This is a genomic window from Pseudonocardia acidicola, from assembly GCF_012911935.1.
Taxonomy (GTDB): Bacteria; Actinomycetota; Actinomycetes; order Mycobacteriales; family Pseudonocardiaceae; genus Pseudonocardia; species Pseudonocardia acidicola.
This window is the reverse complement of the sequence record NZ_JAAXLA010000080.1, coordinates 1-12,763: the sequence shown is the minus strand read 5'-3', so window position 1 is coordinate 12,763 and position 12,763 is coordinate 1. Positions and strand designations below refer to the sequence as shown.

The 12,763-nt window shown below is 69.8% G+C and carries 16 protein-coding genes and 1 tRNA gene; 10 read left to right on the top strand and 7 right to left on the bottom strand.

Annotated features, from left to right (window positions below):
- Nucleotides 1–12: 12 nt before the first annotated feature.
- Together HF526_RS28990 and HF526_RS28985 are read left to right on the top strand one after the other, a co-directional pair.
- Nucleotides 13–573: a nitroreductase family deazaflavin-dependent oxidoreductase gene (locus tag HF526_RS28990; protein WP_169384760.1), complete on the top strand. Its 561-nt coding sequence runs from the start codon at nucleotides 13–15 to the stop codon at nucleotides 571–573.
- A 469-nt stretch (nucleotides 574–1,042) separates the two neighbouring features.
- Nucleotides 1,043–1,468: a hypothetical protein gene (locus HF526_RS28985; protein ID WP_169384759.1), complete on the top strand. Its 426-nt coding sequence runs from the start codon at nucleotides 1,043–1,045 to the stop codon at nucleotides 1,466–1,468.
- A gap of 57 nt (nucleotides 1,469–1,525) precedes the next feature.
- Here HF526_RS28985 and HF526_RS28980 read toward each other — a convergent pair whose 3' ends face one another.
- Together HF526_RS28980 and HF526_RS28975 are read right to left on the bottom strand one after the other, a co-directional pair.
- Nucleotides 1,526–1,804: a hypothetical protein gene (locus HF526_RS28980; RefSeq protein ID WP_169384758.1), complete on the bottom strand. Its 279-nt coding sequence runs from the start codon at nucleotides 1,802–1,804 to the stop codon at nucleotides 1,526–1,528.
- A 641-nt stretch (nucleotides 1,805–2,445) separates the two neighbouring features.
- On the bottom strand, nucleotides 2,446–2,592 hold the full coding sequence (locus HF526_RS28975; protein ID WP_169384757.1) for a hypothetical protein: 147 nt from the start codon (nucleotides 2,590–2,592) through the stop codon (nucleotides 2,446–2,448).
- A gap of 58 nt (nucleotides 2,593–2,650) precedes the next feature.
- On the opposite strand from HF526_RS28975, the gene HF526_RS28970 reads away from it, so the two are divergent.
- Together HF526_RS28970 and HF526_RS28965 are read left to right on the top strand one after the other, a co-directional pair.
- Entirely contained in the window at nucleotides 2,651–3,376 is a 726-nt protein-coding gene (locus HF526_RS28970; protein ID WP_338051831.1) for an SDR family oxidoreductase, read from the top strand.
- A 78-nt stretch (nucleotides 3,377–3,454) separates the two neighbouring features.
- Nucleotides 3,455–3,910, top strand: coding sequence for a MarR family winged helix-turn-helix transcriptional regulator (locus tag HF526_RS28965; protein ID WP_169384756.1), 456 nt, complete (start codon nucleotides 3,455–3,457; stop codon nucleotides 3,908–3,910).
- A gap of 198 nt (nucleotides 3,911–4,108) precedes the next feature.
- Here the strand turns inward: HF526_RS28965 and HF526_RS28960 are convergent.
- Both HF526_RS28960 and HF526_RS28955 read right to left on the bottom strand, forming a co-directional pair.
- Nucleotides 4,109–4,196, bottom strand: a tRNA-Ser gene (locus HF526_RS28960).
- A gap of 10 nt (nucleotides 4,197–4,206) precedes the next feature.
- Nucleotides 4,207–4,695: a MarR family winged helix-turn-helix transcriptional regulator gene (locus tag HF526_RS28955; protein WP_169384755.1), complete on the bottom strand. Its 489-nt coding sequence runs from the start codon at nucleotides 4,693–4,695 to the stop codon at nucleotides 4,207–4,209.
- Nucleotides 4,696–4,787: 92 nt separating this feature from the next.
- Between HF526_RS28955 and ypfJ the strand changes: the two genes are divergently transcribed.
- Nucleotides 4,788–5,729: a KPN_02809 family neutral zinc metallopeptidase gene (gene ypfJ, locus HF526_RS28950; protein WP_169384754.1), complete on the top strand. Its 942-nt coding sequence runs from the start codon at nucleotides 4,788–4,790 to the stop codon at nucleotides 5,727–5,729.
- Nucleotides 5,730–5,732: 3 nt separating this feature from the next.
- Here ypfJ and HF526_RS28945 read toward each other — a convergent pair whose 3' ends face one another.
- Nucleotides 5,733–6,377, bottom strand: a complete 645-nt coding sequence (locus HF526_RS28945; RefSeq protein ID WP_169384753.1) for a GNAT family N-acetyltransferase — start codon at nucleotides 6,375–6,377, stop codon at nucleotides 5,733–5,735.
- 54 nt (nucleotides 6,378–6,431) lie between these two features.
- On the opposite strand from HF526_RS28945, the gene HF526_RS28940 reads away from it, so the two are divergent.
- Nucleotides 6,432–7,427, top strand: a complete 996-nt coding sequence (locus tag HF526_RS28940) for an NAD(P)H-quinone oxidoreductase (protein WP_169384752.1) — start codon at nucleotides 6,432–6,434, stop codon at nucleotides 7,425–7,427.
- A 48-nt stretch (nucleotides 7,428–7,475) separates the two neighbouring features.
- Here the strand turns inward: HF526_RS28940 and HF526_RS28935 are convergent, their stop codons facing one another.
- A complete protein-coding gene (locus HF526_RS28935; protein ID WP_169384751.1) occupies nucleotides 7,476–8,675 on the bottom strand; it encodes an aminotransferase class V-fold PLP-dependent enzyme in 1,200 nt (399 codons plus the stop codon).
- A 127-nt stretch (nucleotides 8,676–8,802) separates the two neighbouring features.
- Between HF526_RS28935 and HF526_RS28930 the strand changes: the two genes are divergently transcribed.
- From HF526_RS28930 to glfT1, 4 genes are all read left to right on the top strand, one after another.
- On the top strand, nucleotides 8,803–9,369 hold the full coding sequence (locus HF526_RS28930) for a bacterial proteasome activator family protein (protein ID WP_169384750.1): 567 nt from the start codon (nucleotides 8,803–8,805) through the stop codon (nucleotides 9,367–9,369).
- Nucleotides 9,370–9,519: 150 nt separating this feature from the next.
- Entirely contained in the window at nucleotides 9,520–10,398 is an 879-nt protein-coding gene (gene wzm, locus HF526_RS28925; protein ID WP_420821666.1) for a galactan export ABC transporter permease subunit Wzm/RfbD, read from the top strand.
- 22 nt (nucleotides 10,399–10,420) lie between these two features.
- Nucleotides 10,421–11,185, top strand: a complete 765-nt coding sequence (gene wzt / locus HF526_RS28920) for a galactan export ABC transporter ATP-binding subunit Wzt/RfbE (RefSeq protein ID WP_169384748.1) — start codon at nucleotides 10,421–10,423, stop codon at nucleotides 11,183–11,185.
- The gene (glfT1, locus tag HF526_RS28915; RefSeq protein ID WP_169384747.1) at nucleotides 11,182–12,105 is read left to right on the top strand and encodes a galactofuranosyltransferase GlfT1; all 924 of its coding nucleotides are present in this window, start codon (nucleotides 11,182–11,184) and stop codon (nucleotides 12,103–12,105) included. The genes wzt and glfT1 overlap by 4 nt, the downstream gene beginning before the upstream one ends.
- A gap of 50 nt (nucleotides 12,106–12,155) precedes the next feature.
- Here glfT1 and HF526_RS28910 read toward each other — a convergent pair whose 3' ends face one another.
- Nucleotides 12,156–12,539 (bottom strand): GtrA family protein, encoded by a 384-nt coding sequence (locus HF526_RS28910; RefSeq protein WP_169384775.1) that lies wholly within the window; start codon nucleotides 12,537–12,539, stop codon nucleotides 12,156–12,158.
- Nucleotides 12,540–12,763: the final 224 nt, after the last annotated feature.

Below are 12,763 nucleotides of genomic sequence, written 5' to 3'. Positions count from 1 at the left end.
GAGAAGGCCGCCATGCCCACCAGCACCCACACCACCCGCCCCCCGTACCAGCGCCCGCTGTTCTGGGTGGGACTGACGGCGTTCGCGGCGTGGCTGGCCGCCGCCGCGGCCTTCCGCGCCCATGTCCGGGCTGTGCTCGACGCCCAGCGGCAGTTCAACAAGCGGCTGTTGAACCCCGCGATACTGCGCCTGGCCGGCCGCCCGCACTGGTACACGGCCCGCCTGGAGCACATCGGCCGCCGGTCCGGCCGCCGTTACGCGACCCCGGTGATCGCGCTCCCGGTTCCGGAGGGTCTCGCCATCCCGCTGCCCTACGGCGCCGACGTGGACTGGTGCCGCAACGTCCGGGCCGCGGGCGGCGGCACGATCGAGGTCGGCGGCATCCGCTACACGCTCACCACACCACGGGTCGTCGACAACGCCGCCGTCCTCGACGACCTCCCGCCACACTGGCGCCGGGTCGCGCAGCTGTACGGGTTCCAGGAATGGCTGCGAGCCGCGACCGAGGCCGAGCCGAACCTGCACGCGGACGGCGGCCGGCCGAGCGGCCGGGTTCCCGAGTTCGAATCCTGACGGGGTGCCGGCGCGGGACGATCGACCCGCCTCACCGCCGCGACGAAGACCGACCGACATCATCAACCCGGAAGGAATCCGTGGGCACGAAGTCGGTCGCCACGAAACTCTTCATCAAGCCCGGCACGGCTGAACCGGCCGGGCACCCTCTGGGTGACCTGTCCCGAGGCGAACCGCGCCGACATCGATCGCGACACCCTCTGGCCGATTCTCGGCGAGTACGGGATGCGACCGATCGGGCAGGTAGCCGTCGACGACACATGGGCCGCGATGCGATTCCGCCACTCGGAGAGGACGAGGCGCCGTTCACCGGCGGGCGCCAGGCGGTGAAGGGGCACGCTCCCCGAGTCATGAGATTTCGTGCCACGATCCAGCCCAACGGCAAGACCGCCACCGGCATCCGCGTTCCGGAGGACGTCGTTGCCGGGCCGGGGTGCGCGATGCGCTCGGCGGCGTACGCTCCATCGGCATGGACGCGGCGACGCGTGTGCTCGTCCTCGCCAACCGGACGGCGGACTCCAGGGAACTGCTCCAACAGCTCCTCGCCCGCCACGGCCGGAGCCCGATCGCGGTCACCCTGCTCGCGCCCGCGGTCTGGGAGATCCAGGACCCGCACGGGGGCTCTGAGTCTGCGTGGCGACGACTGCGGGCGGCGCAGAAACGCCTGCAGGACGGCGGGATCGAGGTCTGGTGCATGATCGGCGATCCGGACCCGATGACGGCGTTCGAGCGCGAGTGGAAGCGCGGTTGCTATGACGAGATCATCGTCTCCACGCTCCCGAGCCACCTGTCGAAATGGCTTCGCACCGACCTTCCCCACCGCATCGCGAACGCCTTCCCCGGCGTCCCCATGACGCACGTGACCGCATCTGGCGCTTCGGTGGACGCGGGCTGAGCCGGCGCTGTGCCGGCAGTGCGCTCCAGCGCCCACGACGGGCGGCGTACTCCAGGCCTAGTCGATGGCTTCGTAGACCTCCGGCGGCTGGAATTGCACGCCGAGCGCAACCATTCGCTCGAACGGCTCGCCCAACGATTCCCGCGAGAAGTTCGCCGCCTCACCGTCGTCCCATGTGCTGATCACCACGAGCACTCCGCTCTTCCGGTCCATCCCGCCCTGGAGGGCCTGACAACCGGGCCGCCGCGTGATCACGGCATTGACGGCCTGCGTCTCTTTCAGAACATCGTCGGACTTGGTGGGATCGAAAGACCCGCGCGTCACGCGTAAGTGCATGGCAAAAGAGGATGCTCCGATGACGTATTCTTCGTAAGAGCTCGGTGAATCTTCCAGTCGCACCACTTCGTAGCACTGGTCGGCGCAACCGGCAATGCCGCCCTCACGTCTCCGCGCCACATCGCCTGATGCAAGTCAGGATTCTCGAAGAAGGAGTGCGCCTCTTCGGCGTATCCGAAGCGGCGCATGACCAGCACCAGCGATAGACGGCGTCAGCCGTGACGCCGCCCCTCTTCGGAGATCGCCGACGCTGTCGTACACCTGGCGCCATGCGTCGTGGTCGGACACACGATGCAGAATGACAGCGGTGGCCATCTCTCCTCCTCCGGCTGAGACCGTGCGGAGGCAGCGAGGGCGCTCCCGGCACCCGGCACCGGTGTCCGGGCCGTCGTGATCAACCCCGACCGGCGACGCGTGGAGCTGACCGAGCTGTCGTCACGCCGGCCGACGAGACGGGTCAGACCGGTGACCATGGTTCTGACCTGGCGGAAGCGGAGGGATTCGAACCCCCGGACCCTTTCGGGTCTCTCGCTTTCAAGGCCCCCAGGATGACGGCTGCGAGCGTCTTCTGGCTGGCCAGCGGTCCAATGACGTTCGGACGGGTCCGGCGGTTTATGGCTGGGTTGATGTCACGGTTGTGGTCAGCCGAGCAGCTCGATCAGATCTGCTGTGGTGAGCCCGGCCTGGCGCAGGATCGAGCTGAGCGTCCAGCGAACGAGCGACCTGTAGAGCGAACGATCCCAGTCCGGCCGTCCGCGTGACAACCGCCATTGCCGGATCCCGATCACGGTTCCCCAGCAAAGGGCGATCTTGACGCAGTTAGTTATACGACCTACAATAATTATTGTGGTTACAACTGATTTCGAGGTGCTCCCCCCGGCATCGGGCAGGCGAGCCCTGCTCATCGGCGCGGCCCGCGGCCTCGGCCTTGCGTTGGCGCAGGAGTGGCTGCGCTCCGGATGGCACGTCGTGGCCACCGTGCGCAGCCCGGGAAGGACGCGTCTGCATGATCTCGCCGACGCCCACAGAGAGAACGTCGAGATCGAAACCGTCGACGTCACGGTGCCCACGCAGATCGCGGCGCTCCGCCAACGCTTGGCGTCGCGCACCTTCGATCTCCTCTTCGTCAACGCCGGCGTCACCAGCCGGCCCGAGGGCACCGTGGCCGAGACATCGACCGAAGAGTTCGTCCGGGTCATGGTCACCAACGCGCTCGGCCCGCTTCGCGTCATCGAGGCGCTGCAGGATCTCGTCACGCCGACGGGCACGATCGGGGTGATGTCGTCGGGCCAGGGCAGCGTGGCCAACAACGAGCGCGGCGGACACGAGGTCTATCGCGGCAGCAAGGCGGCCTTGAACACCTTCATGCGTAGCTATGCTGCACGGCACAGCAGCGACCACAGAACCCTGGTTCTCATGGCCCCAGGCTGGGTGCGCACCGAGCTTGGTGGAAGCGACGCCCGGCTGAGCATCGAGGAGAGCATCCCGAACGTCGTCAGAACGCTCGAGTCGGTCCAGGGCAGCCCCGGACTCCACTACGTCGACTACCTCGGCCGGACCGTCGCATGGTGAGTCCCCCCGAGGACACATGACACCGCGGATCAACCGCAGCACGGACCGGAGCGGTAACGGACGCGGAGCACACGAGCGATGGCTAGCAGCCCGAAGCGATCAGCTGACCCCGCCCAGCAGGCCTGGGCTCTCATGCACAGGTTCGTCGATGCCAACAGCCGTCGAAGCGATCTCGCAGAAGCACTCGGATTTCGTCTCGGCGCAGGACGGGGCAAAGTCCTCTTCCAGCTTCGCCACGGCCCGATGACCCTCAGTCAACTCGCCAAAGTCATTGGCGCCGACGCTCCCTACATCACCCTCATCGTGGACAAACTCGAAGCCCACGGCCTCGTGGAACGCCTGCCGCACCCCGAGGACCGTCGCCGGAAGCTTGTCACGCTCACCACCCTCGGGCAGGAGGCCATCGCGACTGCCGACGCCATCCTCCTGCGCCCGCCGCGAGCATTCAGCTCACTGCCGGCCCAAGACCTCAATCGACTCACCCAGCTCCTCACTCGCCTCGTCGACGCAGACGAGCCTGAAGATCTCCAATGAGACCGTTCGATCCTGCCGCGCGCCCTGTTCGTGCTGACCAGCCTCGAAACCACCCACAGATTGACCTCGGCGATCACGACCCCCGACCAGAATGAGCATCCCCGACCGACTCCGCACCAGCCCGCCCACAAGTCCGTTCAGGCGGGTTGATGTCAGACCGACCGCGACCGACCATGATCGGCCGACACTCCCGTGACCTGGCGGAAGCGGAGGGATTCGAACCCCCGAACCCTTTCGGGTCTCTCGCTTTCAAGGCGAGTGCATTCGGCCGCTCTGCCACGCTTCCGGGAAGCAGCCTAGCTGGCCTTCGCCTCGGGTTCGGCGCCGCGCAGCCCGCTGAGGATGCGCTCCATCACCTCGGCGAGAATCACCTGCTCCTGAGGGGTGACCCGGTCGACGACGTGCTCACGGACGCCGCGGACGTGGGTCGGCGCGGCCTCCTCCAGCAGCCGGCGGCCGCGGGGTAGCAGCACGGCGAAGATGCCGCGGCCGTCGGACACGCACCCCTCACGGCGCACGAGCCCGGCGCGCTCCATCCGGGCGATCTGGTGGGAGAGGCGGGACTTCGACGAGGCCGTCACCTCGGCGAGGGCGCTCATCCGCATCTGCTCGTCGCGCTGCTCGGACAGCACGACGAGGATCCCGTAGTCGGCATGCGAGATGCCGTGGCTCTCCACCAGCTCACGGTTGAGCCGGGCCTCGAGCAGCGTCGCGGTGTGGATGAACGAGCGCCAGAACCGCATCTCGCCCTCGCCCAACCACCGTGGCTCCGACTCAGGCCCCATCCTTCGAGCGTACTCACCCGGTGTCGTCGACCTGTGAGCCGACGGTGTGATGGGATTTCGCCGCTGGGCACAGCAGGGTCGGGGAGGCAGCGGTGCGGTTCGACGAGAACGCGAATCTCGATACCTCACAGGTCGAGGACATGCGGGGATCAGGCGGCGGCGGGGGTAGCCCGCTGGGCGGCCGGGTCGCCCTGGGCGGTGGCGGCCTCGGCATCCTCGGATTGATCCTCTACTTCCTGGTCTCCCAGCTCGGGGGCGCCGGCGGGAGCGGGCTCGCCCTCCCGGGCGGGCTGACCGGGCTCTCCAGCGGCCAGTCCGCGGACAACACCCAGATCGCGCAGAGCTGCCAGACCGGCGCCGACGCCAACACGAAGGTGGACTGCGAGGTCACAGCGGTCGTCAACTCGCTGAACGGCTACTGGTCCGACGCGATGGCCCGGTCCGGCCAGACCTACCGCGCTCCGAAGACCGTGTTCTTCAACGGGTCGGTGAACACCGGCGGGTGCGGTGGCGCCACCTCCGCCGTCGGCCCGTTCTACTGCCCGGCCGACTCGAAGGTCTACATCGACCTCAGCTTCTTCAAGGAATTGCAGACCCGCTTCGGCGCTCAGGGCGGCCCGTTCGCGCGGGCCTACGTGATCGCCCACGAGTACGGCCACCACATCCAGAACCTGCTCGGCACCAATCGCCGGGTGCAGGCCGGCGACACCGGGCCGACGTCGGGTTCGGTGCGCCTGGAGTTGCAGGCCGACTGCTACGCCGGGGTGTGGGCCAACCACGCGGCCAGCGTCCCGACCTCGAGCGGACGCCCGCTGATCACCAACGTGACCCAGGCCGACGTCAGCGCCGCACTCGACACCGCCGCGCGGATCGGCGACGACTACATCCAGACCCAGCTCGGCGGCGGCCGGGTGAATCAGAGCCAGTTCACCCACGGCAGCTCGGCGCAGCGGGAGAAGTGGTACACGACCGGCTATCAGACCGGGGACCCGGCGCGCTGCGACACCTTCTCCCGCGGCGTCAACCTGGGCTGACTGTCACCAGGCCCCGAGCAGCCCGGCGCAGCCCTCCACCCCGTCGACCCGCAGCGGCCAGTCCGGGCGGACGAACGTCTCCGGGGTCAGCAGCAGCCGGATCTCCTCGACGCGCTCCCCCCGCCGCGCGTGGGTGAACGTCCCGTCACGCCGGTAGCCCAGCTTCGCCGACACCCGGTGCGAGGCCACGTTGTCGGCGAACGCGCCGGAACGGGCGCGCCGCGCACCGAGATGGTCGAACGCGAACAGCAGCACGGCGGTCCGCATCTCGGTGCCGATCCCCCGGCCCTGGTGCCGCATCCCGATCCAGGATCCGGTGCTCACCTCGCGGGTCACCGGGAAGTCGACACCGGTCACGCTCTGCACGCCGACGACCCGGCCCTCGACGCGGACCAGGAAGTGCAGCCTCCACTTCGCCGGCTCCAGCGCCCCCCGCTGCGACCAGAAGTACTGCAGCATCCCGCGCCCCAGATAGGCGGGGTCCGCGTCGGTCCACGGGTCCAGGAACGGCATCTCACCGGGCGGATGCACCCCGTGGTAGGCCTCGTCGACGAGTTCGTCGAGGCCCGCGTCGTCGTCCGGACGCAGCTCGAGCCGCGGGGTGCGCAGGACCAGATGCCGCAGCGGCCACGGTTCGGGAGGCCTCATACCGGGCTAGCGTGCCGGATCGCACTCGGTGTCTCGACGGAATACCGTCGAGACATGTACGCGATCACTGTGCGTGAACCGGGCGGACCGGACGTCCTGGAGTGGACCGAGGTGCCCGACCCGACCGCCGGCCCCGGCGAGGTCGTCATCGACGTCGCCGCCGCCGGGGTCAACCGAGCCGATCTCATGCAGCGCCAGGGCAACTACCCGCCGCCCCCCGGAGCCTCGGACATCCTCGGGCTGGAGGTGTCCGGGCGGATCTCCGAGGTCGGCGAGGGCGTCGAGGGCTGGCAGGTCGGCGACGAGGTGGCCGCGCTGCTCGCCGGCGGCGGGTACGCGGAGAAGGTCGCCGTCCCGGCGGCCCAGCTGCTGCCGATCCCGGGGGGCGTCGACCTGATCACCGCGGCCGGCCTGCCGGAGGTCGCGAGCACGGTCTGGTCGAACGTCGTGGGCGCGGGCCGGCTGGCCAAGGGCGAGACGTTCCTGGTCCAGGGCGGCAGCAGCGGCATCGGCACCCACGCCATCCAGGTGGCCAAGGCACTGGGCGCGAAGGTCGCCGCGACCGCCGGCGCCCCCGACCGGCTGCAGCGGGTCCGCGAGCTGGGCGCCGACATCGCCATCGACTACCACGACGACGTCGCCGAGGAGCTGAAGAAGGCCACCGACGGTCACGGCGCCGACGTCATCCTCGACAACATGGGCGCCAAGGGCCTGGCGAACAACATCGCCGCGCTCGCTCCCGACGGCCGGCTCGTGATCATCGGCATGCAGGGCGGGGTGAAGGGCGAGCTCAACATCGGGGCGCTGCTGGCCAAGCGCGGCAGCATCACCGCGATGGGCCTGCGCGGACGTCCCGTGGACGGCCCGAACGGCAAGGGCATGATCATCCAGGGAGTGCGCGACCAGGTCTGGCCGATGATCGCCGACGGCCGGGTGAAGCCGATCGTGCACGGCACCGTCCCGATGGAGCAGGCCGCCGAGGCGCACCGCCAGCTCGAGCAGGGCGGCGTCGTCGGGAAGCTGCTGCTGGTCGCCCCGGGAGCCCGCTGAGGCCGGGCCCGCCGCGACGCACGTCCGCCGCGCGTCGCGGCGGCCCCGTCATCCCAGCTCGGCCACCGCGCTGACCAGCGCCTCCACCTCGGCGGCGTTGGTGTAGTGCGCCAGCCCGACGCGGACGACCCCGCCGACCTCGGCGCTGCCCAGATGCGCCAGCACGCCGTGGTCGCCGGGATCGGCGAACGCGCAGATTCCCCGGTCGGCCAGGTGCTCGACGACGTCGGGCGCCTTCACCGAGGCGTGCGTGAACGACAGCATCGGCACCCGCCGCATCGGGTCGCCGATCACCAGCGCACCGGTGCGGGTCCGCAGCTCCACCAGCAGGGTGGCCAGCAGCCCGGCCTGGTAGGACTTCACCTCGGCCATCGAGGCGATCAGCCGTTCGCGGCGGGTGCCGGCGGCGGTGTCGTCGAGGCCTGCGAGGTGGTCGATCGAGGCGATGAGGCCCGCGAGCTGCGGGCACGAGTGCGGCCCGACCTCCAGCCGGCGCGGCCCGCGGGCCGCCGGCTCGAGCGAGCAGGACGCGAGCCGGTCGAGCAGCGCGGGCGCCCGGAACACCAGCGCACCGAGCCGCGGGCCACCCCAGGCCGCGGCGTCGAGCGCGACCACGTCGGCGCCGAGTGCGTCGATGTCCTGCGGCCCGAACGGCGCCGCGGCGCTGATGTCGACGACGAGCAGCGCGCCGTTCTCCCGCGTCCGCTCGGCGATCTTGGGGATATCCGGGCGGGTGCCGACGTGCGGCGACGCCGCCGTCAACGCGACGACCCGGGTGGTGCGCTCGAGCAGGTCGTCGAACTGCCAGTCGGGCAGCTCGCAGGTCTCGATGTCGATCTCGGCCCAGCGCACGCCGACGCCCTTGCGCTGGGCGTTGCGCAGCCACGGTGTCACGTTCGACACGTCGTCGAGGCGGGAGAGCACGATCTCGTCCCCGAGAATCCAGGTCTCGCCGAGGGCGTCGGCGAGCCGGCGCAGCAGCACCGCGACCCCCGGCCCGATGACGACGCCGCGCGGGTCGGCACCCACCAGGTCGGCGACGGCCTGTCGCGCGGCGTGCTCGGTCTCCTCGGCCACCAGCGATGCCGGGAACACCCCACCGGGGGCGGAGACCGGAGCCCGCAGGGCTCGCAGGGTGGCGAAGGCCACCTCTTCGGGGGCATGCATCCCGGCGGTGCCATCCACGTGGACCCAGCCGTCCCCCAGTGCGGGTATCAGCCCGCGCACCCGGGCGACGTCGAAGGCCATTCGAACACGGTAACCACGACGACAAATCGATCAGTGCGCAATCGGTCGCCGGGTCGGGTCGCGGGCGATCCCGTCGATCGGGCGGTCGAGCCCGCGCGGGGCGGCGGGCAGGGCCATGATGTACGCCATGAGCGAGCCGTCAGACCAGAACACGGCAGACAGTGCCGAGCAGCAGGTCATGGTGATCGGCCCGGACGGTCGTCCGGTCGGCATGGCCCGCGTCCCGCAGTCGGGCGATGAGCAGAACGGCGAGGACCAGGGCCTGGGCTCGATGGTCGAACAGCCCGCCAAGGTCATGCGCATCGGCACCATGATCAAGCAGCTTCTCGAGGAGGTGCGGGCGGCGCCGCTGGACGACGCGTCGCGCAACCGGCTTCGGGAGATCCACGAGAACTCGATAAAGGAACTCGAGAAGGGCCTGGCCCCCGAGCTGCGCGAGGAGCTGCACCGGCTGAGCCTGCCCTTCACCGACGAGTCGACACCCTCGGACGCCGAGCTGCGGATCGCGCAGGCCCAGCTCGTCGGCTGGCTGGAGGGACTCTTCCACGGCATCCAGACCGCCCTGTTCGCCCAGCAGATGGCCGCCCGTCAGCAACTGGAGCAGATGCGCCGTGGCCTGCCGCCGGGAATGAGCGGTCAGCCCGGGCAGCCGATGCCCGACGGGATGGGCCGCGGCACCGGCCAGTACCTCTGACCTGCCGCTTTCACACCACCGACGGCACTGTCGATCATCAACATGATCGACAGTGCCGTTTCACGGTGCACACCGGGTGGCCGGCGCATCGTCGCCCTCCCACCACTCGTCGACGGTCCGCAACCCGCCGGTACCCTCGCGCACGTGGCTGTGACGGTGACCGAGGACGGCAATCGGGCAGGAGACGCGCATCCGCTCGTGGAAGCCGGTCCGGGTCCGCGCAGCTGGCAGCGCGCGATCGTCGACCTCCGGCAGGGGTGGCAACAACGCTCCCTGTGGGGTTACCTGGGCTGGCAGGACATCAAGCAGCGCTACCGGCGCTCGGTGCTCGGCCCGCTGTGGATCACCATCAGCATGGGCGTCGTCGCCACCGGCATGGGCATCCTCTACGCGGCGCTGTTCCAGCAGAACATCTACACGTTCCTGCCCTATGTCGCGACCGGGCTGCTGATCTGGAACTTCATCAACGGCTGCATTCTCGAGGGCAGCGAGGTGTTCATCGCCAACGAGGGGCTGATCAAGTTCCTCCCGGCGCCACTGACCCTGCACGTCTACCGCCTGGTCTGGCGGCAGACCCTGTTCTTCCTGCACAACCTGGTCATCTGGGGCATCCTGATGATCATCTTCCCGCGACCGCTCGGCTGGCAGCTACTGCTGGCGATCCCGGCGTTCGGGCTGCTGGTGCTCAACGGTGGGTGGATCGCGATCCTGTCCGGGATCATCGCGACCCGGTTCCGCGACATCCCGCCGATCATCGCCAGCATCACGCAGCTGGTCTTCTTCATGACCCCGATCGTCTGGTCCTACGAGCAGTTGCGCAGCAGCAACAACCCGGCGGTGGCTGAGCGGGCGCGGATCGCCGAGATCAACCCGGTACTGCACTTCATCGAGATCCTGCGGCGCCCGCTCCTGGGGGAGTCGTTCATCGGGCGGTACTGGATCGTGGTCGGGGTCATCACGGTGATCGGGTGGGCCGCGGCGCTGGTCTGCCTGCGCAACTACCGGTCGCGAGTGGCGTACTGGGTGTGAACCACAGCAAGGTGGCAACGACATGGTGAGCATCGACATCGCCGACGCCTGCGTCGACTTCCCGATCTTCGACGCGAAGAGCCGGTCGCTGAAGAAGGCCGTCCTGGGCAAGGCCGGCGGGCGGATCGGCACCGCGAGCAAGGTGCCGATCATCGAGGCGCTGCGCGACATCAACATCTCGCTGCGCAAGGGCGACCGGGTCGCGCTCGTCGGACACAACGGCGCGGGCAAGTCGACGCTGCTGCGGTTGATGGCGGGCATCTACGAGCCGACCCGTGGGCGCGCGCACGTGCGCGGCAAGGTCGCCCCGATCTTCGACCTGGCCGTCGGGATGGACCCGGAGATCTCCGGCCTGGACAACATCCTCATCCGCGGGCTGTTCCTCGGGATGACGAAGAAGCAGATGGAGGAGCGGGTCGACGACATCGCGGCGTTCACCGAACTCGGTGACTACCTGTCGATGCCGCTGCGCACCTACTCCACCGGCATGCGGGTCCGGCTCGCGCTGGGTGTCGTGACCAGCATCGACCCGGAGATCCTGCTGCTCGACGAGGGCATCGGCGCGGTCGATGCGGAGTTCCTGGCCAAGGCCCGCGACCGGCTCAACGAGCTCGTCGAGCGCTCCGGGATCCTGGTGTTCGCCTCGCACTCCGACGAGTTCCTCGCCGACCTGTGCGACACCGCGATCTGGATGGACCACGGCACGGTCCGCGAGTTCGGGCCACTGCGCGAGGTGTTGCAGCACTACAAGGGCCGTGACGTGCTCGCCGAGGTGGAGAACCGGTGAGCCCTGCGCTCCCGCCCGACTCCGTCGTCGCGGTCGTCGTCACCCGGCACCGCACCGATCTGCTCGTCGACTCGCTGGCCGCGATGGCCAAGCAGACGCACCCGATCGCGCACCTCATCGTCGTCGACAACGGGCCGGACAAGCCCGCCCGTGAGGTCGTCGAGGCCTGCGGGCTGCCCGCGACCTGGCTGCCGTCCTGGCGCAACCTGGGCGGCGCCGGCGGCTTCGCGCTCGGCATGCTGCATGCGCTCGCAATGGGTGCGGGCTGGGTGTGGCTGGGCGACGACGACGGGCACGCCGCCGACGAGACCGCGCTCGCGACGCTGGTCGACACCGCCACGCGGCGCGGGCTGGCCGCGGTCTCCCCCGTCGTCGCGGACAAGGCGGACCCGGACCGGCTGGCGTTCCCGCTGCGTCGCGGGCTGACCTGGCACCGGACCCGGTCCGCGCTGCTCGCGGCCGACGACGACGGCGACGACGAGCTGCTGCCGGGCATCGCCTCCTTCTTCAACGGAGCGCTGTTCCGGGCCTCGACGCTCGACGTCATCGGGGTACCGGACCTGCGGCTGTTCGTGCGCGGCGACGAGGTCGAGATGCACCGCCGGATGGTGCGCTCCGGGCTGCCGTTCGGCACCTGCCTGCGGGCGGCGTACCTGCATCCCTACGGCTCGGACGAGTTCAAGCCGATGCTCGGCGGGCGGCTGCACGCCCAGGACCCCGAGGACCCGGTCAAGCGGTACTACACCTACCGCAACCGGGGCTACCTGATGTCACAGCCCGGGATGCGCCGGATCGGGATGCTCGAGCTCCCCCGGTTCGCCTGGTACTTCCTGGTGACACGCAAGGACCCCAGGGCGTTCGCGCAGTGGCTGCGGCTGCTCCGCCAGGGCCGCGCCGAGCGCTTCCACCGAGCGCCCTGACCCGCGAGTCGGCACTTTCGGGAGGGCGAGTCGGCACTTTCGGGAGCCGACTACGTGCGGAAGACGACCGTCCGCAGCATCACGAAGTTGATCACCGTGGCGCAGCCCTGGGCGATCACCCACGCCACCGACGTACGCAGCGACATCTCCGGCAGCAGCGCCAGCGCCGCCGCATTCACCCCGACGTTGATGGCGAACGTCGTCGCGTAGAGGGCGACGAACGCCGCGAAGCGGCCCTTGCTGCCTCCGGTGTCGTTGAACGTGAAGCGGCGGTTCAGCAGGTACGCGGTCGTCGTGCCGAGGATGAAGCTGGTGCCCTTGGCCACGTGCACCCAGGTGCCGAGCGAGAGCAGCAGGTTGTAGACGCCGAAGTCGACGAGTGCGGAGACCACGCCCACGGCCACGAATCGGCTGAGCTGTCCGACCAGACTCATGGCAGCCGGCTCGGAACGCGTCGCTGTCACCGGGTCAGGGTATCGGCCGATGCGCCGAGGCCGGGTCCGGGAGGCGCAGACCGGCGCGCCGCGCTCAACCCCTCACCTGACCTGGCTCTTCCCTGCTATGGCTTGGGCACGCCACAGCAGACGGGCGGGGCCGGCGGCTCCACCGAGCGGCGACTCGCCCTCCCGAAAAGGGCGACTCGCGGGTGGGGTGGGCC